Raw genomic sequence first — 23,233 nt, forward strand, 5'->3', positions numbered from 1 at the left:
TCGGCCTCCTCGGCCGACGTCTCCCGACTCGGCGCCCGGCTGCGCCAGCGGGGAGCCGCTCTCGTCGTCCTCGGCGAGTGGCCCCAGGCCGAGGCCCGGCTCAGCATCCGCAGCAACCGGTGGGAGGGGCTCGGGGCCGGCCACGGCTACCTGCGCTCCCGGGAGGCTCTGGTCGATGTGGTCGGTCGAGCCGGCACCCGGGTCCGCACGGTGCGGATGAGCATGCCGGGAGCCGATCCGGCCTTCGGAGTGCTCGACGAGCGCTCGCGCCTGCGAGAGCAGGCGGTCTGACATGACGACCGCACCCGAGCTGCGCCGCACGATCCTCGTGTGGTGCCCGGACTGGCCGCTGCTGGCCGCAGCGGGGGACGCCGGGATGCCGTTCGAGGCGCCGCTGGCGCTCACCGAGAAGAGCCGCGTCTTCGCCTGCTCCCCGGCGGCACGGTCCGAGGGCGTGCGACGGGGCATGCGGATCCGCGAGGCGCAGTCGCGCTGCACGGGCCTGACCGTCCTGCCCTACGACCCGGTCCTCGATCACCGCGCCTTCGAACCGCTCGTGCAGGCTCTGGAGGAGATCACCCCCGGTGTCCAGCTGATCCGCCCCGGACTGTGCGCGATCCGCGCTCGAGGGCCCCGCCGCTACTACGGGAGCGAGCAGTCCGCCGCCGAGGCGATCCTCCGCCGCCTGGCCGGGCTCGGGGTCGAGCGCGCCCGCATCGGCATCGCCGACGGGCTCTTCGCCTCGGAGCTCGCCGCCAAGCACTCGGGCGAGCCGGTCGCGATCGTGGCGGCCGGAGCCACCGCGGAGTTCCTCGCACCGCTGCCCCTGGAGGCACTCGGCACGGAGGCCGTCGGAGCACCCGTCGTCCGCCCGAAGCCGGTGCGGGGCGAGGATCTGGTGACCCTCCTGCGCCGGCTCGGGGTGCGCACCCTCGGAGCCTTCGCGGCGCTGCCGGCCGAGGACGTCGCGGCCAGGTTCGGTCCCGAGGGCGCGCGCTCCCACCTCCTCGCCCGAGGAGCCGAGACGGAGGCCGTCGTCCCGCGGCTGCCCCCCGAGAGGCTGGACCGGTTCCTCGAGTTCGAGCCCCCGCTCGACCGCATCGACCAGGCCGCCTTCGCCTTCCGCATCGCGGCGGAGGAGTTCGTCGCGGGCCTCACCCGATCTCAGCTGGTGGCCACGGCGATCCGCATCGACGTCACCAGTGATCGTGGCGAGCTCTCGACCCGCACCTGGCTGCACCCGCGCTGGTTCACCCCGGGAGACGTCCTCGACCGGGTGCGCTGGCAGCTGCAGGGCAGTGGAGCGATCGACACCGGCCTGCGCTCCCCGATCGCCCGCATCGGCGTCGAGCCCGAGGCCGTCGATGCGATCGGCAACCACGAGCAGGGACTCTGGGGCACTGCACCCGAGGAGCGGGTCCACCACGGCCTCAGCCGGGTGCAGAGCATGCTCGGGCACGAGGCGGTCGTGACCGCGTCGATCGGGGGCGGCCGGGCGCTCCGCGACCGGCAGCACCTCGTGCCCTGGGGCGATCGGGAGCCCGGGGACGCCCGGCCCAAGGAGCTGCCCTGGCCGGGCTCGCTCCCGCCGCCCCTGCCTCCCACGGTGTTCACCGAGCCCTCAGCGGCCCTGGTGCGCGGCCCGCGGGGCGAGCCCGTGTCGGTGGACGATCGCGGCGCGCTCGTCTCCGTCCCCGTCTACTTCGCGCTCGGAACCTCGCAGGCACGGCTCGAGCCCATCAGTGGCTGGGCCGGCCCCTGGCCCGTGGACGAGCGGTGGTGGGACGCACGGACGGCCACGCGCTACGACCGGTTCCAGGTCGTCGATGCGGCCGGCACCGCCTGGCTCCTGCTCTGCCGCGACGGGGAGTGGGCCGCGGAGGCCCGGTACGACTGACGGCCCTCCTCCTCCTCCTCCTCCGACCGCGCTCGACCCCACCTCTCAGAAGGAGCCCCATGGGCTGGAACAACCCGCCGATCCCCTGGTCGGAGTTCGAACGACGCCTCTCCTCGGGACGCAGGGCCGATGGCAGCCCCGTCCAGGGGGACGGAGGGGACAGCCCCGCATGGTCGCACAAGCGGCCGGCCTACACGGCGGGCGACGACGTCCGCTCCCCCGATCGGAAGGTGCCCTACGCCGAGCTGCACGCCCACTCCAACTTCAGCTTCCTCGACGGAGCGAACCGGCCCGAGCAGCTGGTCGAGGAGGCGGTCCGTCTCGGCATCGACACCCTCGCCCTGACCGACCACGACGGCCTGTACGGGATCGTCCGGATGGCCGAGGCGGCGCAGGGGCACCCCGTCCGGACCGCGTTCGGCGCCGAGCTCTCGCTCGGACTGCGCGCTCCCCAGAACGGCGTCGCCGATCCCGAGGGCTCCCACCTGCTGGTGCTCGCGCGTCGCGAGGAGGGCTACCACCGGCTCGCCCGCGCCCTGACGACCGCTCAGCTCGCCGGCGCCGAGAAGGGCAAGCCCAGCTACGACCTCGAGGAGCTCGCCCGGGCGGCAGGGGGCCACTGGATCGTCCTCACCGGATGCCGGAAGGGCGCTGTGCGCCAGGCGCTGGTCGCGAGCGGGGAGTCGGCGGCCGAGGAGGAGGTGCGCGAGCTCGTCCGCCTCTTCGGAGCCGCCAACGTGATCGTCGAGCTGTACGACCACGGCGATCCGCTCGCCTCGCTGCACAACGACCAGCTCGCCGGAATCGCGGAGCGCCTCGGACTGCGACGGGTGGCGACCGGGAACGTCCACTACGCCCGCCCCGAGGACCGTCCGCTGCAGACCGCGCTGGCGGCCGTCCGAGCACGGCGCAGCCTCGACGAGATGGACGGCTGGCTGCCCGCCGCCGCAGGAGCGCACCTGCGCTCCGGAGCCGAGATGGCCGAGCGGTTCGCGCGCTACCCGGGCTCCGTCGAGACAACGGTCCTCGTGGCCGACGAGATCGCCTTCGAGCTGGGCCGGGTCAGACCCCGGCTGCCCCGCCAGGAGGTCGGGGACGGGCACACGCCGATGAGCTGGCTGCGCGAGCTCGTGCGCCGCGCCGTGCCCGAGAAGTACCCGCAGGCCGACTCCGACGTGCTCGACCGGCTCGAGAAGGAGCTGGCGGTCATCGAGGCCAAGGACTTCCCCGGCTACTTCCTGATCGTCCACGACATCGTGCACTTCGCCAAGGGGAAGGGGATCCTCTGCCAGGGCCGCGGCTCCGCCGCGAACTCCGCGGTCTGCTACGTCCTGGGCATCACGGCGGTGGACTCGATCTTCTACGACCTCCCGTTCGAGCGCTTCCTCTCGAGCATCCGCGATGAGGAGCCCGACATCGACGTCGACTTCGACTCGGAGCGGCGCGAGGAGGTCATCCAGCACGTCTACGAGAAGTACGGCCGGCTGAACGCCGCGCAGGTGGCCAACGTCATCACCTACCGACCCAAGTTCGCCGTCCGCGACATGGCGAAGGCCCTGGGCTACAGCCCGGGCCAGCAGGACGGCTGGTCGAAGCAGGTCGAGTCCTGGGGTGCGATCGTCGAGAGCACCGACCACGACATCCCCGACGACGTCGTCGCCCTCGCCACCCGCGTCCTCGGCGCACCCCGGCACCTCGGGATCCACTCCGGCGGCATGGTGCTCACCGATCGCCCGGTGGGCGAGGTGTGCCCGATCGAGCCCGCGCGGATGGAGAAGCGGACCGTGCTGCAGTGGGACAAGGACGACTGCGCCTGGATGGGCCTCGTCAAGTTCGACCTGCTCGGTCTCGGGATGCTCGCCGCCCTGCAGTACACCTTCGACCTCGTCGCCGAGCACGTCGGCGAGAAGTGGGACCTCTCCACCCTCCCGCGGGAGGAGAAGGGCGTCTACGACCAGCTCTGCCGCGCCGACTCGATCGGGGTGTTCCAGGTCGAGAGCCGCGCCCAGATGGGCACCCTCCCCCGGCTGCAGCCGCGCCGCTTCTACGACCTGGTGATCGAGGTCGCCCTCATCCGTCCCGGCCCCATCCAGGGCGGAGCGGTGCACCCCTACATCCGGCGCAAGCTCGGCGAGGAGCCGGTGACGTACCAGCACCCCCTCCTCGTCACCCCTCTCAAGCGCACCCTGGGCGTCCCGCTCTTCCAGGAGCAGCTCATGCAGGTGGCCGTCGCGGTGGGCGACTGCAACGCCGAGGACGCCGACCTCCTGAGGCGGGCCATGGGGTCCAAGAGGGGCACGGAGAAGATCGAGACCCTGCGCGAGCGGCTCTACCAGGGCATGGAGCGCAACGGCATCACCGGCGAGGTGGCCGACGACATCTACACCCGGATCCAGGCCTTCGCGAACTTCGGCTTCGCCGAGAGCCACGCGATCAGCTTCGCCCTGCTCGTCTACGCGAGCGCGTGGCTCCGGCTCCACTACCCGGCGGCGTTCACGGCGGCCCTGCTCCGCGCGCAGCCGATGGGGTTCTACGCCCCGCACACGCTCGTCGCCGACGCCCGGCGGCACGGGGTGCGCGTCGAGTCGCCCGACGTGAACCGCTCGCTCGCGCACCCCGGACTCGAGGCGGCGGAGGAGGCGCCGCGTCCCCGACGTCGCGGGGCGGGGTACGGCCGGGAGGAGTGCCTCTCCCCTCATCAGCCGCCGACGGGTCTCTTCGACAGGTCGGAGCACTTCGACACCGACGACCACCGCCGTGACGCGCACTTCGTCATCCGGCTCGGGCTGGCCGGCGTGAAGGGCATCGGGGACGCCCTCGCCGAGCGCATCGTGGCCGAGCGCGAGCGGGGAGGCGCGTACGCGAGCATGTCCGACCTCTCGAGGAGGGTGGGGGCGAACGCGACCCAGCTCGAGGCGCTCGGCGCGGCGGGGGCGTTCGACTCGCTCGGCCTCGATCGTCGCCAGGCCCTCTGGGAGGCCGGGACGGCCGCCTCGGACCGCGAGGAGTTCCTCGCGGGATCGGTGGTCGCGGTCCAGCCCCCGCTGCTGCCGATGCTCTCCGCACAGGAGCGCGTCGTCTTCGACTTCTGGGCGACCGGCGTCTCGCCCGACGACCATCCGCTCCGTCACCTCCGCACCGATCTGCAGGCTCGTGGAGCGCGCTCCACGGCCGACCTCCCCGGCACCTCCTCCGGAACGCGGATCGAGGTCGCCGGGGTGGTGATCCACCGCCAACGTCCCTCCACAGCCGGCGGAGTGACCTTCATGAACCTCGAGGACGAGCACGGGATCCTCAACGTGATCTGCTCCGTCGGAGTATGGAACCGCTACCGGCGCATCGCCCGGGAAGCGCCCGCTCTGCTCGTCCGCGGAGTCCTCGAGCGCTCCCGGGAAGGCGTCACCAACCTGATCGCCGACCGCTTCGAACCCCTCTCGGTCGGCGCTCGAACGACCTCCCGCAACTTCCGATGACCACTGGCACCCGGCGACGACCGCTCCCGCGATCGCACGCTCCACGAGAAAGCGATCCGATGACCACCACCCACTCCGCCGGTCCGCTCCCGCACCTGGATGCGCCGCTGCTCGACGACAGGGATCTGCGCGAGCGGGTGTCCTCGCTGATCGGCCCGGCCTACCGCCGAGCCCTCTGGCCGATCCTCCTCGACCGCGAGGGCTTCCAGCTGCCGATCCTCTATCCCGTCGACGGGCTCCCGGTGCACCCCGACGAGGCGCGCACCGAGAGGATCGTCGCGACGCTCGCCAAGGCGGTCGCCCATCAGGAGGTCGGCTCGCTCGCCTTCGCGCTCGAACGGCCGGGCCGGGCCTTCCTCGGCGAGACCGACCGGGTGCTCGCCCGCTACCTGGCCGCCGCTTGCCACCGCCGCGCCATCCCGCTCCGAGCGCTGCTGCTCGTGCACGACGACGGCGTGCGCGTCGTCGCCGCCGCCGAGTACACGGCGACGCTGCGCTGACCGCCGACGACGGAGGGACGACCCGCCGCGAGGCGAGCCGTCCCTCCGCGGCGGTTCGAGGAGCCCCGGATCAGTCCGCGGTCGTGAGGGTGATCAGCAGCGAGGAGGCGCCGAGATCGACCTCGGTGTCGCCCGGCTGCACCGCGTACTCGCCGACGCCCAGGAGCGACTCGGCGACCTCGGGCAGCGGCACGCGCGTCGCCGCGTCGCCGACGTTGATCGCGATCGTCACCCGGCCGCGGCCCAGGGTCAGCCAGCGCTGCTCCTCATCGACGTCGACGACGAGCGAGCCGAACCGCGGATCGGTCAGCTCGGGGAATCGACGACGCAGGGCGCCGAGCTCGCGGTACACGCCGAGGATCCGGGCGTGCCGCCCCTCCTCGGCCTCGGACCAGTCGAGCCGCGATCGGGTGAAGGTCTCCGGATCCTGCGGGTCGGGAACGACCTCGGGGTCCCAGCCCATCTTCGCGAACTCCGCGATGCGGCCCTTCGCCGTCGCCTCGCCCAGGTCCTTCTCGGGGTGCGAGGTGAAGAACTGCCAGGGAGTCGACGCGGCCCACTCCTCGCCCATGAAGAGCATCGGAGTGAACGGGCCGAGCAGGGTGAGCGCCGCAGCGATCGCGAGCCGGCCCTCGTCGAGGGTCGCCGTGAGGCGGTCGCCGATCGCCCGGTTGCCGATCTGGTCGTGGTTCTGGCTGCAGACCACGAGACGCCAGGCGGGCATCCGCTCGGTGTCGATCGGCCGACCGTGGTGACGACCCCGGAAGGTCGAGAGGGTGCCGTCGTGGAAGAACCCGCGGGTCAGCACCTTCTCGAGGGCTCCGAGCGGGGCGAAGTCCTCGTAGTAGCCGGTGGTCTCGCCGGTCAGGGCGACGTGCACCGCGTGGTGGAAGTCGTCGCTCCACTGGGCGTCGAGACCGTAGCCGCCCGCCTCGCGCGGGGTGATCAGCGTCGGATCGTTGAGGTCGGATTCGGCGATCAGCGTGAGCGGGCGTCCCACGTGCGCCGAGAGGACCGCCACCTCCGACGCCATCTCCTCGAGCACGTGCACCGCCCGCTCGTCGACCAGCGCGTGGACCGCGTCCAGCCGCAGCGCGTCGACGTGGTAGTCGCGCAGCCACATCAGGGCGTTGTCGATGATGTAGCCGCGGACGACGTCCGAGCCCTCACCGTCGAGGTTGACGGAGCTGCCCCACGTGTTGGCCTTCTCGCTCTTGAGGTAGGGGCCGAACTCGGGGAGGTAGTTGCCGCTGGGACCGAGGTGGTTGTAGACCACGTCCTGGATCACGCCCATGCCGGCGCGGTGCGCCGCGTCGACGAACCGCTGGTACGCCTCCGGTCCCCCGTACGGCTCGTGGACGGCGTACCAGAGCACACCGTCGTAGCCCCAGTTGTGCGTGCCGTTCACCGCGTTGACCGGCAGGATCTCGATGAAGTCCACGCCCAGCGAGCGCAGGTGGTCGAGCTTGCCCGCCGCGGCGTCCAGCGTCCCCTCGGGGGTGAACGTGCCGATGTGCAGCTCGTAGATCACCGCTCCGGCCAGCTGGCGGCCCGTCCAGGCTCCGTCCTGCCACGCGTGCGCGGCCGGGTCGTAGGTGCGCGACAGCTCGTGCACCCCGCCGGGCTGGCGTCGCGAGCGCGGGTCCGGGAACGGCCCGGAGCCGTCGACGCGGTAGCCGTAGTCGACCTCACCGTCGGGAACGGAGCCGGAGACGCGCCACCAGCCCTCCTCGCCCCTCCTCGTCATCGCGACGGGGTCGCCGCCCTCGATCACGAGCTCGACGGCCGAGGCCTCGGGGGCCCAGACGTCGAAGCGGTCCGGCCCGGTGGTGGCGAGGGCGTAGCGGTAGGGGGTCGTACTGATCACGGGGAGCTCCTGAGCGGTTCGGCAGACGGGAGGAGGGGTGCCGGCCGGGGCGGAGAGCCCCGGCCGGAGGGTCAGGCGACCGGGACGAGCAGCGCGACCGGGAGTCCGCCGCCGAGGATCTCGGCGACGGGAGTGGTGCCTCCCGCGAAGGTGCGCCCGGTGAGCAGGTCCTGCACGGGGTGCCCCGGCAGCACGAGCACGGTCCCGCCCCACCCGCCGGACTGCTCGAGGCCGTGCGGGAGCCGCGTGGCGACGGTCAGGGCGCCTCCGCGATCGAAGGCGATGACGTGCTCCCGCGCCTCTCCGATGGCGAGGACCGGGGCGTAGCGCGTGAACAGCTCCGGACGGTCGCGGCGCAGTCGCAGCGCCCGCGAGGTGACGAGCAGCTTCGCGGCGCCCTCCTCGTCGATCCCGGGGACCCATCCTCCGTCGATCCGCTCGAGCAGGGAGCGCCGCTCGGCGAAGTCGACCGGACGGCGGTTGTCCGGATCGACGAGGGAGGTCTCCCAGAGCTCGCTGCCCTGGTAGACGTCCGGGATGCCGGGCGCCGTCAGCTGCACGAGCTTGGCGGAGAGGCTGTTCGACCAGCCCGTCGCCTGCACGCGGGCGACGGTCTCCTCGACGAGACGGCGGACCTCCGCGTCGTCGAACGCGGCGTCGACCGCCGCGTGCATCCGCTTCTCGAACGCCTCGTCGGGAGCGGTCCACTTCGTCGAGCTGCCCGCCTCCCGCGAGGCCTTCTCGGCGTAGGCGTGCAGGCGCTCGCGCGACGCGGGCCACGATCCGACGATCGCCTCCCAGAGGAGGTGCTCGACGGGTCCGTCCCCGAATCCGACCAGCGAGTGCAGCGCTCGCAGGGTCCCGGCCCAGACCTCGGGCTCCTCCGCGAGGGCCGTGATGCGCGCCCTCGTGTCCTCGCCCCGCTTCGTGTCGTGCGTCGAGAGGGTGGTGAGCGACGCCGGGAAGGAGGCCTGGCGCACGCCCTGACGGCGGTGGAACTCCTCGAGCTCGATGGAGAACTCCTCGGGGTCCGCCCCGACCTCGTTCAGCGACGTGAGCCGGCTGTACCGGTAGAAGGCCGTGTCCTCGACGCCCTTCGCCATCACCATGCCGGAGGTCTGCTGGAAGCGGACGGAGACGGGAGTGCCGGTCTCGCCGAGCAGCTCCGCGACCCGGTCGATCGTGCGGGCGATCTCCGGGCGGCGGTGCACGGCGTCGACGCGGGCGTGCTCGAGGTGCTCCGCTCCGTACGGGAGATAGCTGCGGTACACCGGGAACGTCGCGAGCAGCTCGGCGAGCGCGTCGTCCGCCCCGTCGACCTCGGGGATCAGGCGGGCGAGCCGCAGGACCTCGGAGCGGAGGATCCCGTCCGCGATGCCGCGCTTGGTGTCGTGGATCAGATCGGCCCAGACGACGGGCGAGCCGCCGCCGCCGAGCTCCGCGTCCAGTCCCTCCAGCACGGGCCGCGAGTCGGCGTCCACCAGGACCCGGTCGATGTCGGCGAGTGCGTCGTAGCCGGTCGTGCCCACGGTGGCCCAGTGCGCCGGAAGCGTCTCGTCGCCCTCGAGGATCTTCTCGACCCAGACCGGCGCTCCGCCGATGGCGCGCGCGAGGTCGTCGAGGTACCCGCCCGGGTCGGCGAGGCCGTCCGGGTGATCGACCCGGAGGCCGTCGGCCAGCCCCTCCGCGAACCAGCGGACGATCTCGCGGTGCGAGGCGTCGAACACCTCGGGTCGCTCGACGGTGATCGCGGCGAGGGTGTTCACCGCGAAGAAGCGGCGGTAGTTGAGCTCCGCGTCCGCCCGGCGCCAGTTCACCAGCTCGTAGCTCTGACGCTCGTGCACCACCCGACCGGAGTCGCCGGGCTCGGCGGTGCCGGGCGCGATCGGCAGGCGGTTCTCGTAGTAGTGCAGCTCGTCGCCGACGACCTCGAGGGCGTCGAGCTCGCTGTCGCTGTCGCCCTCGCTCGCGCCGTCTCCCAGGATCGGGACGCGCAGCTTGCCGCCGCCCGCCTCCCAGTCGACGTCGAACGCCGTCGCGTAGCGGGACGACGTCCCGTTCTTCAGGAGGTCCCACCACCAGGAGTTCTCGCTCGGCGTCGCGACGCCCATGTGGTTCGGCACGATGTCGATCAGGACGCCGAGGCCCTCGGCCCTGGCGGCGGCCGCGGCGCGGGCCAGGCCCTCGCCTCCGCCGCGCGCCGGATCGACCTGCGAGTGGTCGACGACGTCGTAGCCGTGGTCGGAGCCGGACTCGGCCGTCAGCAGCGGGGAGAAGTAGAGCCAGTCGGCGCCGAGCGAGCGCACGTAGTCGGCGATCTGCGCCGCCTCGTCGAGATCGAAGCCGGAGCGGATCTGGAGTCGGTAGGTCGAAGCGGGCAGTCGCACGTCAGGCTCCTGTCGAAGAGGCGGTCGCGGAGTCGGTCGACTCCGCGTGGGGGCTGGTGGTTCCGACGATCGGGATCGCCGAGGTGGCGGCGAGCGAGGCGAGGGAGGCGGCGACGGAGTGGTCGACCTCGGGCTCGGGCGCGCTGTGCTCCTGGAGGATCACGAGCGACTTCGCCTGGACGGTGAGCATCGCCCCCGCCGGACGCGGCACGGAGTCGGCCTCGGCACCCGCCGTGTCGACGAGCACCGCCCACGCCAGCGCGTACTCGTCGCTCGGGATCGTGAACTCGACGTCGACGTCATCGGCGTTGAAGTAGAGGAGGAAGCTGTCGTCGGTCACCGGCTGGCCGCGCTCGTCGCGCTCGCGGATGCCGTTGCCGTTGAGGTAGATGCCCACCGAGCGGTCCAGACCGGAGTCCCAGTCCGACGGCGTCATCTCGGTGCCGTCCGACTTGAACCAGACGATGTCGGGCAGGGGCTCCTCGGAGCCGCGCAGCACGGGGCGTCCGTCGAAGAAGCGGCCGCGGCGGAACGTCGGGTGCTCGGCGCGGAGGCGGATCAGCGCCGCCGTGAACTCCAGCAGCGGGCGGTCGGCGGTCGACCAGTCGATCCAGGTCAGCTCGCTGTCCTGGGCGTAGGTGTTGTTGTTGCCGTTCTGGGTGCGCCCGAGCTCGTCTCCGTGCAGGATCATCGGGACGCCCTGCGAGATGAGCATGGTCGCCAGGAAGTTGCGCTGCTGCCGCGCACGCAGTCCGAGCACGGTCGGGTCGTCGGTGGGGCCCTCGACGCCGTGGTTCCACGAGCGGTTGTGGGACTCGCCGTCGTTGCCGTCCTCCCCGTTCGCCTCGTTGTGCTTCTCGTTGTACGAGACCAGGTCGCGCAGGGTGAAGCCGTCGTGAGCGGTGACGAAGTTGATCGACGCGACCGGGTAGCGGCCCGATCGGGCGTAGAGGTCGGCCGACCCCGTGAGGCGCGAGGCGAACTCGCCCATCGTGGAGGGCTCCCCGCGCCAGAAGTCGCGCACCGTGTCGCGGTACTTGCCGTTCCACTCCGTCCACTGCGGGGGGAAGTTGCCCACCTGGTACCCGCCGGGGCCCACGTCCCAGGGCTCGGCGATGAGCTTCACCTGCGAGACCACGGGGTCCTGCTGCACGAGCTCGAAGAAGGTGGAGAGGCGGTCGACGTCGTAGAACTCCCGGGCGAGCGCCGAGGCGAGGTCGAAGCGGAATCCGTCGACGCGCATCTCGGTGACCCAGTACCGCAGCGAGTCCATGATCAGCTGCAGCGAGTGCGGGTGCCGGACGTTGAGGGTGTTCCCCGTGCCGGTGTAGTCCATGTAGTAGCGCTTGTCGTCGTCCACGAGGCGGTAGTACGCCTCGTTGTCGATGCCGCGGAAGGACAGCGACGGACCGAGGTGGTTGCCCTCGGCGGTGTGGTTGTACACCACGTCGAGGATGACCTCGATGCCGGCCGCGTGCAGAGCGCGCACCATGCTCTTGAACTCCTGGACCTGCTGGCCCTGGTCGCCCGTGGAGGAGTAGGTGTTCTGCGGCGCGAAGAAGCCGATGGTGTTGTAGCCCCAGTAGTTCGACAGCCCCTTCTCGATCAGCGTCGAGTCGTTGACGAACTGGTGCACGGGCATCAGCTCGATCGCCGTGATGCCCAGGTGCTTGAGGTGCGCGATGACCGCGGGGTGAGCGACGCCCGCGTACGTGCCGCGCAGCTCCTCCGGGATGTCGGGGTGGCTCTTGGTGAGGCCCTTCACATGCGCCTCGTAGATGACCGTGCGGTCGTACGAGATGCGCGGTCGGCGATCGCCGGCCCAGTCGAAGAACGGGTTGATGACGACGCCCATCATCATGTGCGGCGCCGAGTCCTCGTCGTTCGTCGAGTCGGGATCGCCGAAGGTGTACGAGAAGAGCGACTGGTCCCAGTCGATCTCGCCCGCGACGGCCTTCGCGTAGGGGTCGAGCAGCAGCTTGTTCGGGTTGCAGCGCTGACCGGCGGCCGGGTCGTACGGACCGTGGATGCGGTAGCCGTACTTCTGACCGGGCTGCACCTGCGGCAGGTAGCAGTGCCAGACGTAGGCGTCCGACTCGAGCACGTCGACTCGCGTCTCGGTGCCGTCGTCGTCGAAGAGGCAGAGCTCGACGCGATCGGCGATCTCGCTGAAGAGAGCGAAGTTCGTGCCGCTTCCGTCGAAAGTGGCGCCCAAGGGGTAGGCGGTTCCGGGCCAGGTCTCCACGAGACTCCTCTGGGGTGTGGTCTCGGGCGATCCGGATGAGGCCGTCGTTCGGTCCGCGGATGCCCGACGTCGGGGGTGGTGGTCCCTCGCCTCAGCGACGGACCGACTGCCCACCTTAGCGAGGGACTCCTCCGCCTCAGCCGGGAGGCCCGGGCCGGCGGCGGTCACGAGCGGCCGTCCTCGTCACCGATCGCGGAGGCCGGGCGGGGGCGCGACGATCGGATCGGGAGGAGCGGCGAGGTCACGCTTGGAACAGTACGGGCGGTGCCGATCCTGCCGGAGGGGCTGGCGCCGCGCCCGGATGATCGGCTAGCGGGGCGCTCCGGGTCAGTGCGAGCCGATCCTGCGCCGCAGCAGGTCGATGCGGGCCTGCAGCTGCGTCACGCTGGCCTGCGCGACCGCCGGGCCGCCGCAGAGCCGGCGCAGCTCGGTGTGGACCTGCCCGTGGGTCTCCCCCGTGTTGCGGGCCCACAGCCCGACGAGCGAGTTCAGGAGGCTCCGCTGCTCCTTGAGCGTGCGGTAGAGGGGGGCCGGGATCTCGCTCTCCTTCGCCTCGGGCGCGGCCGCAGCCGCACCCGGGCGGGTGCCCGCGCGCTTCGCCTGCCGCTGCTGGCGGTGCTGCAGGAGCTCGCGCACCTGATCCGGCTCCAGGAGCCCGGGCAGGCCGATGAAGTCGAGCTCCTCCTCGCTCTCGACCTCGACCTCCATCCCGAACTCGGCGCCCTCGTAGACGACCCGGTCGAACGTCGCGGCGGAGCCGAGCGACTCGAAGCGCCCCTCCTCGAGGAGCTCGGAGGACGCCTTCTCCTGCCGCTCGGCGTCGGCCATCAGGTCGGCCTCGGGGTACTCCTCGTCGTCCGAGCTCTTGCGGTCCAGCGCGTGGTCGCGCTGCTGCTCCATCGAGCTCGCCAGCGCCAGCAGACCCGGCACGTTGGGGAGGAAGATCGACGCGGTCTCGCCGCGGCGGCGGGCGCGCACGAATCGGCCGATCGCCTGGGCGAAGAACAGCGGAGTCGAGGCCGACGTCGCGTACACGCCGACGGCGAGTCGCGGCACGTCGACGCCCTCGGACACCATGCGCACGGCGACCATCCACCGGCTCGTGTCCTTCGAGAACTCCTCGATCCGGTCGCTCGCCTCCTTCTCGTCCGAGAGGACGACGGTGACGGGCTCGCCGCTGATCTCGCGGAGCATCGCGGCGTAGGCGCGGGCCGCGTAGTGATCGGTGGCGATGATCAGGCCGCCGGCGTCGGGGATCGCCCGGCGCACCTCGCTCAACCGGGTGTTCGCGGCCCGCAGCACCGAGGGGATCCAGTCGCCCTTGGGGTCCAGCGCCGTCCGCCAGGCCTGCGAGGTGATGTCCTTCGTGTTGCCCTCGCCGAGGCGCGCCTCCATCTCGTCGCCCGCCTTCGACTTCCAGCGCATCTGCCCGGCGTAGACCATGAACAGGACGGGACGGACGACTCCGTCGGCGAGTGCGCGGCCGTAGCCGTAGGCGTAGTCCGTCAGGGACGTGCGGATGCCCTCCTCGTCGGGGAGGTAGCTGACGAAGGGGATCGGCGCGGTGTCGGAGCGGAACGGCGTGCCCGTCAGGGAGAGCCGGCGCACCGCGGGCTCGAACGCCTCGCGGATCGCGTCGCCCCAGCTGAGCGCGTCGCCGCCGTGGTGCACCTCGTCGAGGATCACGAGGGAGCGCCCCGAGAGCGTGAGCTCGCGGTGCAGCTCGGGGCGGACCGCGATCTGGGCGTACGTCACGGCGACGCCGTGGTAGTGACGGGCGTGGCGCCCCATCCTGTTCGTGAAGGTGGGGTCGAGCCGGATGCCGACCCTGTGCGCGGCCTCCGCCCACTGTCGCTTGAGGTGCTCGGTCGGCGCGACCACCGTGATGCGGTCGACGGTGCGGTTGTGCAGGAGCTCGGCCGCGAGTCGGAGCGCGAAGGTGGTCTTGCCGGCGCCCGGCGTCGCCGCGGCGAGGAAATCGCGCGGCTCGGTCTGGAAGTAGGCCTCGAGGGCCTCCGCCTGCCACGCGCGCAGCTTGTTCGCCGTGCCCCACGGAGCGCGTCCGGGGAACGACGGGGACAGGTGCTCCGCAGCGGAGGTGCCGACCTGATGACCGAAGCTCGAGGGACTGTTCACGTGCGCCAACGCTAGCCGACGGCACCGACACCGGCTCCCCGGCCGCGCGATCGAGCGCCGCTCGGCGCGGTGGGCGGGCGTGTCGCGATCGTCCGCACGACGGATCCCGCCGCGCCGGTCCCGGAGCAGAATGGAGGGATGGTCGAGCAGCGTCATCCGTGGTCCCGCTACGTCGCCCTCGGCGACTCCTTCACCGAGGGGATCGGCGATCCGGAGCCCGCGAGCCCCGGCGGGCACCGCGGCTGGGCCGACCGGGTGGCCGAGGTCCTCGGCAGCCAGGTCGACGACTTCGCCTACGCCAACCTCGCCGTCCGGGGGAAGCTGCTGCAGCAGATCCTCGACGAGCAGATCGAGCCGGCGCTGGCGCTGCGTCCCGACCTCGTCACGATCTCCGCGGGCGGCAACGACGTCATCCGCCCGGGGACCGACCCGGACGACATCGCGTCGCGGTTCGAGGCGGGGCTCGCCCGCCTGCGCTCGGACGACGCCACGGTGGTGCTCTTCACGGGCGTCGACGTCGGCTTCTCCCCCGTCTTCGGCCGGATCCGGGGCAAGGTCGCGATCTACAACGAGAACCTGCGCGCTCTCGCGAAGCGCTACGACTGCATCGTCGCCGACCAGTGGTCGCTCCAGGAGATCCAGGACGTGCGGATGTGGGCGCCCGACCGCCTGCACCTCAACCCGCACGGGCACCACGAGGTCGCGCGCATGGTCCTCGACGCGCTCGCCGTCGAGAACTCCCTGCGGCCCCTCGCACCCGAGCCGCTGCCGACGCCCACCTGGCGCGCCGCGCGGACGGAGGACGTCAAGTGGGCGAGGGAGTACCTCGTCCCGTGGGTCCTGCGCCGGGTGCGGCACCAGTCCTCGGGCGACTTCATCACGGCCAAGCGGCCGTCGGCCGAGCCCTACCGCAGCGATGCCGACCGGGCGCAGCCCGCTCCGTCGGCCCCCGGGTCCGCCGCTCCCGGCAACGCGACGCCCGAGCAGGTCGCCGCCGACATCGCGACCGCCGGCGTCCGCATCGTCGTCGACGGCGCCGATTAGCCGAGCAGCTCGGCCGGGTGCGTCAGGCGCCAGCCGAATCCGGGGTCCTCGATCGCGCCGTCGGCCACGAGGGGCAGCTCGTACGGCGTGCCGTCGACCTCGACGGTGACGGTCCCGACGCTCGATCCGTCCGAGACGGTCTCGAGCGGATCGAGGGCGACGGTCGTGCTCGTCGTCGCGGCGCCCCAGGTCAGCACGGACCGCGCCTCTGCGGTCTCCGCCACCGCCGAGTCCCCCCAGAGGCTGGTGTACGAGCCGAAGTCCTGCCCGTCGGCCGCCAGCGGGAGCGTGCGGAACCCCGCCTCCACGCTCGGGAGCAGCGTCAGGATGTCGGCGGCGAGCTGAGGATGCGTGCGCGCACCCACGACGACTCCCACGAGCGTGACCGGCTGACCCTCGACCGTCGTGTCGACCGAGAACAGCAGGCAGGACCCCGCCTCGTCCGTCGTCCCGGTCTTGATCCCGTCCACTCCCCCGCGGCCGAGCAGCGTGTTCGTGTTCTCGATCGTGCCCACTCCGGGGATGTCCGCGGTGGGCAGGGCGACGATCGGCGCCAGCACCGGATCGGCGACGAGGAGCTCGCCCAGCCGCACCATGTCGGCGGTCGTGCTCACGGTCTCCGGGGAGAGCCCGCTCGTGTCGGTGACGACCGTGCGGGCGAGGCCCTGCCCGTCGAGCCAGGCGCGCGCGGCGGCGAGGTACGCCTCCTCCGACCCGAACGCCCAGATCGCGAGCGACTTGGAGTAGTTGTTCGCGGAGGGGAGCATCAGCACGGTCAGCGCCTCGCGCTGGGTGAGCTCGAGTCCGGCCGACACCGGGGCGACCGAGCCGTTCTCGGCCAGTGACTCGGCGTAGTAGCCGACGTCCGCGTCGGTGAACGTGATCGTCTCCCCGTCGGTCCCCTCGGCGATCGGCTTCGCGGAGAGGATCACGAGCGCCGTGACGACCTTCGCGATGCTGCCCGTCGGCACCGGATCGGCGGAGCCGTAGCGCGCGAGGACGCCGTCCTGCTCCGCGCCGTCGAAGCCGAGCGCGGTGATCGCTCCCGAGCCGTACGACGGCCACGCGAGGGCGGGATCCTCGAGCACCGTGGGGGACGTCCGCGCCACCAGGGCGGTGGCCTCCGGCAGATCGGCGCTCGCCGCCGTCGCCGCGTACGCCCCGCCACCGCCGACGACGACCGCGGCGAGCACCGCGGCCACGATCGCCGCCGGGCGGACGCGGCGGCGCGGGGCGGAGGCGGGAGGGGCCGGGTTCTCGGCCTCCACTGCTCCGAAGACGTCGAGCGGCGAGTTGTCGGGTCGCGTCGGGGAGCTCACCCCGTCATCGTAGGCGGGGCGCGCCGCGCTGCCGGGGACCCCGCCGGGACGGTCGCGCCTCAGCGTGCGCCCGGTCGCGTCAGCGCCCAGAGCGCCACGGCGCCCGCGGACGCCACGTTGAGCGAGTCGACCCCGTGCAGCATCGGGATCGTGACGACGGTGTCCGCCGCGTCCAGCGCCGCGCGGCTCAGTCCGTCGCCCTCGGCCCCGAGCACGACGGCGACCCGCTCGGGCCGACCGGCCGCGTACGCGTCCAGCGGCACCGCGTCGGGGGCGAGCGCGAGCGCGGCGATGGAGAAGCCCGCCGCCAGCAGCTCCTCGCGCGCCGGTCCCCACTCGGGCGTCCTGGTCCACGGCACCTGCAGGACGGTTCCCATGCTGACCCGGACGCTCCGGCGGTAGAGCGGATCGGCGCAGCGCGGCGTGACGAGGACCGCGTCGGCCCCCATCCCCGCGGCCGCGCGGAACACCGCGCCGACGTTCGTGTGGTCGACCAGGTCCTCCAGGATCACGACGAGCCGCGCGTCCGCGAGCAGCTCCGTCACGGAGGGGAGCACGGGCCGGTGCATCGAGGCCAGCGCCCCGCGGTGCAGGTGGAAGCCGGTGAGCTCCTCGATCATCGCGTCCGGGGCGACGAAGACGGGGACCTCGGGGAAGCGCTCGAGCACCTCCGCGGCGTCCGGCAGCCGCTTCTCCTGGACCAGGACCGACCGCGGACGGTGCCCCGCGTCGAGCGCGCGGCCGATCACCTTCGACGACTCCGCGATGTAGAGGCCGCCCTCCGGCTCCAGCACCCGCCGCAGGGCGACATCGGTCAGCCGGTGGTAGTCGGCGAGGAGGGGGTGGTCGAGGTCCGCGATGTGCACGATCGGCATCCCGGCACCCTAGGGCACCGGGGCGCTCTAGACTTCGAGACGGGCCCGTCGCACTCGCGGGGCCCGCTGACGGGAGGCGCGGATGGAGTCGAGTCCGACACCGGACGCCGACGGCACGCGTGCCGAGGCTATCGAGCAGGCCGTCGAACTCCTCAGCGGACGCCGCATCGCCGCCGTCACGGGGGCGGGCGTCAGCACCGACTCCGGCATCCCGGACTACCGCGGGGCGGGAGCGCCCGTGCGCACTCCGATGACCTACTCGCAGTTCGTCGCCGACCCGGAGTACCGCAAGCGCTACTGGGCGGGCAGCCAGATCGGCTGGCGGCGCTTCACGAGCACCCTGCCCAACGACGGGCACCGCGCGCTGGCGCGCCTGGAGGAGAACGGCGTGCTCACCGGGGTCGTCACGCAGAACGTCGACGGTCTGCACGTGCGCGCCGGGTCCCGACGCGTGGTCGATCTCCACGGCTCCGCCGACCGCGTGCGCTGCATGACCTGCGGGCAGTACTTCGCCCGCGACGCCGTGGCCGACCGCATCGCCGAGGCGAACCCCTGGCTCGACGACCCGGGAGTCTCCTCCCTGAACCCCGACGGCGACGCCGAGGTCCACGACGTCTCGGCCATGACCGTGCCCGCGTGCACCGTCTGCGGCGGGATCCTCAAGCCGGACATCGTCTTCTTCGGCGAGTTCATCCCGACGGAGCGGTTCCAGGAGGCGCGCGCCATCGTCGCGGGCGCCGACGCCCTCCTCGTGGCCGGCTCGTCCCTCGTCGTGAACTCGGGCATCCGCTTCCTCGAGATCGCCCGTCGCGGCAAGATGCCGATCGTCATCGTCAACCGCGGCACCACCAAGGGCGACTCCCGCGCCGCGATCAAGATCGACGGCGGCACGAGCGAGGTCCTCCGCGCCCTCGCCGACCGCCTGCCCGCCCGCTGACGAGGGCGTCGCCCTCCCCGCTCCTCGAGAGGCTCCCCGTGACCCAGCTCACCCTCGTCCGCCACGGTCAGACCGACTGGAACGCCGCCCGCCGCATCCAGGGCGCCAGCGACATCCCCTTGAACGACACCGGCCGGTCCCAGGCTCGCGCCGCCGCGCGGATCCTGGGCGAGCGCTCCTGGGACGCGGTCGTCTCGAGCCCGCTGCAGCGCGCCCACGAGACCGGCGCGATCATCGCCCGCGGACTCGGACTGCCCGAGCCGGTCGTGGTGCCCGGCCTCGCCGAGCGCGCCTACGGCGAGGCGGAGGGGATGACCGGCGACGACCTCCGGGCGCTCTTCCCGGGCGGCATCGAAGGAGCGCGGATCCCCGGCTGCGAGACGCGGTCCGAGGTGGTCGCCCGGGCCACGGAGGCTCTGCTCGAGGTCGCCGAGCGCTTCCCCGACCAGCGGGTGATCGTCGCGACGCACGGAGCCGTGATCGGCAGCCTCCTCCGCTCGCTCAGCGAGGACGCTCTGCCGCCCCAGGGCATCACCGTCGGCAACGGCTCGCGGCACGACTTCGCGATCGTCGACGGCGCGCTGCGGATCGTCGCGTTCGACGACTCCGGCGACGTGGTCGTGGTGGACGCCGATCTCGACGACGTCCTGAGCCCGACCGCGGGCTGAGGACCCCGGCTCTCAGCGGCGGCCGAGGTCCGTCAGCAGCTCGAAGAGCGTGCGGGCGGAGTGCCGCCACGAGTACGCCGCGGCGCGCTCGCGCGAGCGGGCGGATCGCTCCCGCCAGAGCACCGGGTCCTCGAGGGTCCGCACGCCCCGCGCGACATCCTCGGCGCTCGTGGGATCGACCAGCACCGCGGCGTCTCCGGCGATCTCGCGGAAGATCGGGATGTCGCTCACTACGACCGGCGTGCCGAGCGCCATGGCCTCGACCAGGGGGATCCCGAATCCCTCGTCCCGGCTCGCGCTGACGAGCGCGCTCGCCCGGGCGAGCACCGAGCGGTAGGTGGCGTCGTCCGCCCCCTGGTGGAACACCAGCTTCGCCGTGGGCGCGAGCGAGCGCAGCGTCTCGACGGTCTCCTCGCTCGCCCGGCTCATCAGGTGCAGCTCGTAGTCGGGCAGGAGGCGCATGGCGCGCGCCAGCGTCTCGACGTTCTTGTAGGGCATGTACGAGCCCATGTAGACGAGCGAGCGCGCCCCCGAGCGATCGGGCAGCGAGGCGGCGAGGGCTGCGCTGGCCTCGTCCGGAGCCGACGCGGCGTTCGGGACGACGACGACGGGTCGCGTGGTGAGGCGGTGCTCCCGGATCAGGGTGCGGGTCGTCTCCGACACCGTCACCACGGCGTCCGCGCGCTGCAGGAGCCGGCGCTGCGGCCACCAGGCGAGGTGGTACAGCCGCCACAGTCCCCGCACGGGCAGCGGCAGATCGCGCGGAGGCGTGCGGTGGCGGTAGTAGATGAGGTCGTGGACCGTGAGCACGAGCCGGTAGCGGCGACCGAGCGACCCCATGGTCTGCATCGGCGAGAAGACCACGTCGGGTTTCAGCCGGTTCACGAGCAGCGCGACGAACGGCTCGAACGGGCCCGTCGGGGACGTCACCCTCTCCCACGGCAGATCGGGCAGCATCGCGAGCTGCCGGCGATCGCTGATCAGCATCGTCACGTCGTGCAGGGCCGACAGCTCGCGCACGAGCTCGGCCGTGTAGCGGCTGATGCCGTCGTGGCGCTCGAGGCGGGTGTACCGGCAGTCGACGACGATCCTCATCGGTCGATCCCCTCCTCGAGGGCGCGGCGGACGACGGCGGCGGCCTCGTCGGGGGTCTCGTAGTGGATGAGGTGGCCGACGCCGTCGATCACGTGCAGGCGCGCGTGGGGCAGCGCCTCGAGGAGCCGGTGCTGCGCGGCGATCGGCGTGATGTCGTCCTGCGCGGCGGCGATGAGCTGCGTCGGCACCGTGATCCGGGCGGCGTACTCGCCGACATCGTGCGAGACGGAGGCGCGGAAGGCCTCCAGCACCGTGTCGCGCGACGCGAACGCGCTGAAGTAGCGGTCGTGCTGATCGTGCACGAAGCGCCGCAGAGCCGGCTCCCTCGTCTTCACCATCGAGAGGCTCATGATCCGCACGACGAGCGGATCGCGCAGGAGCCGGTAGCCCAGCGCCCGCGGGAGCACGGCGCCGAGCCGGTAGTAGAGAACGGCCAGCCGGGTGAGCACCCCGCGGGGCCCGGCGAGCGCGGGGGCGGAGATCGGATTCACCAGCACGAGCAGGGGGGTCGGCAGCCCGCCCGCGACGGCCGCGGCCGCGACGATCGAGCCGAAGGAGTGACCGAGCACGACCGCCTCGCCGCGCAGCCCCAGCGCGCCGAGGAACTCCCCGAGCCAGGCCGCGTAACCGTCGACGTCGTGCGCGTGGGCGGTCATCGGCGGCGAGGCGCCGAAGCCGGGCAGGTCAGGGGCGATAACCCGGACGTCCGCCCCGCCGGCCAGCAGCCGGGCGATCACGGGCTCGAGGCCGTGGTGCTCGCCGCGGAAGCCGTGCACCAGGACGATCACCGTCGCAGCATCGTCGGAACCGTAGGTCCAGTAGGCGGTGGACGCCCCGGAGACGGCCGCGGAGGCCTCCCGGATCGGGAGTCGTCCGAGGTCGGCGGCGTAGGGCGAAGCGACGGTCATCTCGGTACCCCATCGTAGGCAAAGCTCCCCGAACTTCTCGCCGCAACGCCTTGCGTGGCCGCGATCCGAGCCGGGAGCATGAACACGCGCTCGCATCGCGACGCACCGCCCCGTCCTCGTGACGGTCATCCGCTCAGGCAGCAGCAGAAGGAGCACCGTGAGCTTCACGTCGCCGATCCAACTCCCCGGACTCGCCCTCGATCCCCAGTGGTACCGCCGTGCGGTGTTCTACGAGGTCATGATCCGGTCGTACTACGACTCGAACGGGGACGGCGCCGGCGACATCAACGGACTGGCGTCCAAGCTCGACTACCTGCAGTGGCTCGGCATCGACGCGCTCTGGCTGCCGCCCTTCTACATGTCGCCGCTGCGCGACGGCGGCTACGACGTCTCGGACTTCAAGGCGATCCTCCCCGAGTTCGGCACGATGGAGGACTTCCGCGATCTGGTGCGCAAGGCGCACGAGCGCAACATGCGCATCGTCATGGACTTCCCGCTGAACCACACCAGCGACCAGCACGAGTGGTTCCAGCAGTCGCGATCCGACCCCGAGGGCCCCTACGGCGACTTCTACGTCTGGAACGACACCGACGACCGCTACCCCGACATCCGCATCATCTTCGTCGACACCGAGGACTCGAACTGGGCCTTCGACTCCGAGCGCCGCCAGTTCTACTTCCACCGCTTCTTCTCGCACCAGCCGGACCTCAACTTCGAGAACCCGGCCGTGCACGAGGCGATCCACGACGTGGTCAAGTTCTGGCTCGACCTCGGTGTCGACGGCATCCGCCTGGACGCGATCCCGTACCTCTACGAGTCCGACGAGGGCAACGGCGAGGGCGAGCCGCCGACGCACGACTTCATCAAGAACCTCCGCCAGATGGTCGACCGCGACTACCCCGGCCGGATCCTGATCGCGGAGGCGAACCAGTGGCCGCGCGAGGTCGCCGCGTTCTTCGGCACCGAGGAGGAGCCGGAGTGCCACATGGCCTTCGACTTCCCGGTCATGCCCCGCATCTTCTACTCGCTCCGCGCGCAGACGGCCAACGAGCTGAAGAAGGTCCTGTCCGAGACCTTCGACATCCCCACCGGAGCCGCGTGGGGCGTGTTCCTGCGCAACCACGACGAGCTCACGCTCGAGATGGTCTCCGAGGAGTACCGCCAGGCGATGTACGGCTGGTACGCCTACGACCCGCGGATGCGCTCCAACATCGGCATCCGGCGCCGCCTCGCGCCGCTGCTCGACAACTCCCGCGCCGAGCTCGAGCTGATCAACGCCCTGCTCTTCTCGCTCGCGGGCAGCCCGTTCCTCTACTACGGCGACGAGATCGGGATGGGCGACAACATCTGGCTCAACGACCGCGACGCCTCCCGCACGCCGATGCAGTGGACGCCCGACCGCAACGCCGGCTTCTCGGCTGCCGACCCCGGCAAGCTCGTGCAGCCGATCGTGCAGTCGCTCGTCTACCACTACAACCAGGTCAACGTGGAGGCGCAGCTCGCCCAGTCCCGCTCCCTCCTGCACTGGATGCGGAACGTGCTGCACGTGCGCCGCGGGCACCCGGCCTTCGGCCTGGGCTCCATGCGCGTGCTCGAGACCGACCACGAGTCGGTGCTCGCCTTCGTCCGCGACTACGCGGGCTCCGGGAGCGCCATGGGCGACCAGCCGGAGGAGGTGCTCTGCGTCTTCAGCTTCAACCACAACCCGGTGTCGGTCACCATCACCGACCCCGAGAACCCGGGATCGACGCTGAGCGATCTCTTCGGCGGCGGCCGCTTCCCCGGCTTCTCCGAGGACGGCACGCTGACCATGACGCTTGGCACACAGGGCTTCTTCTGGCTCCACGTCGCCAAGGCGGGTCACGAGCGCTGACCCGCGCCC

Annotated in this window: 15 protein-coding genes and 1 pseudogene; 8 read left to right on the forward strand and 8 right to left on the reverse strand. The window is 72.1% G+C overall.

Annotated elements, in window-relative coordinates; genetic code table 11:
* The 4 genes and pseudogenes from NB037_RS00005 to NB037_RS00020 form a co-directional block, all read left to right on the forward strand.
* Positions 1-291 (forward strand): annotated as a pseudogene (locus NB037_RS00005) (hypothetical protein); the annotation flags it as partial.
* Between the two features lies 1 nt (position 292).
* A complete protein-coding gene (locus NB037_RS00010) occupies positions 293-1,897 on the forward strand; it encodes a DNA polymerase Y family protein (RefSeq protein WP_251942463.1) in 1,605 nt (534 codons plus the stop codon).
* Positions 1,898-1,956: 59 nt separating this feature from the next.
* Positions 1,957-5,370, forward strand: coding sequence for an error-prone DNA polymerase (locus tag NB037_RS00015; protein WP_251942464.1), 3,414 nt, complete (start codon positions 1,957-1,959; stop codon positions 5,368-5,370).
* Positions 5,371-5,429: 59 nt separating this feature from the next.
* Positions 5,430-5,870 carry a hypothetical protein gene (locus tag NB037_RS00020; protein ID WP_251942466.1) on the forward strand — a complete coding sequence of 147 codons (441 nt, stop codon included), beginning with the start codon at positions 5,430-5,432 and terminating at the stop codon, positions 5,868-5,870.
* A gap of 70 nt (positions 5,871-5,940) precedes the next feature.
* On the opposite strand, the gene treZ is transcribed toward NB037_RS00020, so the two are convergent.
* The 4 genes from treZ to NB037_RS00040 form a co-directional block, all read right to left on the reverse strand.
* Positions 5,941-7,737, reverse strand: a complete 1,797-nt coding sequence (treZ, locus tag NB037_RS00025; protein WP_251942468.1) for a malto-oligosyltrehalose trehalohydrolase — start codon at positions 7,735-7,737, stop codon at positions 5,941-5,943.
* A 71-nt stretch (positions 7,738-7,808) separates the two neighbouring features.
* The gene (gene treY / locus NB037_RS00030) at positions 7,809-10,124 is read right to left on the reverse strand and encodes a malto-oligosyltrehalose synthase (RefSeq protein WP_251942470.1); all 2,316 of its coding nucleotides are present in this window, start codon (positions 10,122-10,124) and stop codon (positions 7,809-7,811) included.
* A 1-nt stretch (position 10,125) separates the two neighbouring features.
* Complete coding sequence (gene glgX, locus NB037_RS00035) at positions 10,126-12,369, reverse strand: glycogen debranching protein GlgX (RefSeq protein ID WP_251942472.1); 2,244 nt, start codon at positions 12,367-12,369, stop codon at positions 10,126-10,128.
* A gap of 327 nt (positions 12,370-12,696) precedes the next feature.
* Complete coding sequence (locus NB037_RS00040; RefSeq protein WP_251942474.1) at positions 12,697-14,505, reverse strand: DEAD/DEAH box helicase; 1,809 nt, start codon at positions 14,503-14,505, stop codon at positions 12,697-12,699.
* Between the two features lie 138 nt (positions 14,506-14,643).
* Here NB037_RS00040 and NB037_RS00045 point away from each other — a divergent pair, with 138 nt between their 5' ends.
* Positions 14,644-15,549: an SGNH/GDSL hydrolase family protein gene (locus tag NB037_RS00045; protein ID WP_251942476.1), complete on the forward strand. Its 906-nt coding sequence runs from the start codon at positions 14,644-14,646 to the stop codon at positions 15,547-15,549.
* On the opposite strand, the gene NB037_RS00050 is transcribed toward NB037_RS00045, so the two are convergent.
* The gene (locus tag NB037_RS00050; protein WP_251942478.1) at positions 15,546-16,868 is read right to left on the reverse strand and encodes a D-alanyl-D-alanine carboxypeptidase family protein; all 1,323 of its coding nucleotides are present in this window, start codon (positions 16,866-16,868) and stop codon (positions 15,546-15,548) included. The two genes, NB037_RS00045 and NB037_RS00050, sit on opposite strands and share 4 nt — an antisense overlap.
* Positions 16,869-16,927: 59 nt before the next feature.
* Positions 16,928-17,743 (reverse strand): TrmH family RNA methyltransferase, encoded by an 816-nt coding sequence (locus NB037_RS00055; protein ID WP_251942480.1) that lies wholly within the window; start codon positions 17,741-17,743, stop codon positions 16,928-16,930.
* A gap of 82 nt (positions 17,744-17,825) precedes the next feature.
* Here NB037_RS00055 and NB037_RS00060 point away from each other — a divergent pair, with 82 nt between their 5' ends.
* Positions 17,826-18,680 carry a Sir2 family NAD-dependent protein deacetylase gene (locus NB037_RS00060; RefSeq protein WP_207402588.1) on the forward strand — a complete coding sequence of 285 codons (855 nt, stop codon included), beginning with the start codon at positions 17,826-17,828 and terminating at the stop codon, positions 18,678-18,680.
* A 38-nt stretch (positions 18,681-18,718) separates the two neighbouring features.
* Positions 18,719-19,348 (forward strand): histidine phosphatase family protein, encoded by a 630-nt coding sequence (locus NB037_RS00065; protein ID WP_251942482.1) that lies wholly within the window; start codon positions 18,719-18,721, stop codon positions 19,346-19,348.
* A gap of 12 nt (positions 19,349-19,360) precedes the next feature.
* On the opposite strand, the gene NB037_RS00070 is transcribed toward NB037_RS00065, so the two are convergent.
* A complete protein-coding gene (locus NB037_RS00070) occupies positions 19,361-20,443 on the reverse strand; it encodes a glycosyltransferase family 4 protein (RefSeq protein WP_251942484.1) in 1,083 nt (360 codons plus the stop codon).
* Positions 20,440-21,351 carry an alpha/beta fold hydrolase gene (locus tag NB037_RS00075; RefSeq protein ID WP_251942486.1) on the reverse strand — a complete coding sequence of 304 codons (912 nt, stop codon included), beginning with the start codon at positions 21,349-21,351 and terminating at the stop codon, positions 20,440-20,442. The genes NB037_RS00070 and NB037_RS00075 overlap by 4 nt, the downstream gene beginning before the upstream one ends.
* A 157-nt stretch (positions 21,352-21,508) precedes the next feature.
* Here NB037_RS00075 and treS point away from each other — a divergent pair, with 157 nt between their 5' ends.
* Complete coding sequence (gene treS / locus NB037_RS00080) at positions 21,509-23,224, forward strand: maltose alpha-D-glucosyltransferase (RefSeq protein WP_207402592.1); 1,716 nt, start codon at positions 21,509-21,511, stop codon at positions 23,222-23,224.
* Positions 23,225-23,233: the final 9 nt, after the last annotated feature.

It is taken from the genome of Rathayibacter rubneri, assembly GCF_023743255.1.
GTDB lineage: Bacteria > Actinomycetota > Actinomycetes > Actinomycetales > Microbacteriaceae > Rathayibacter > Rathayibacter rubneri.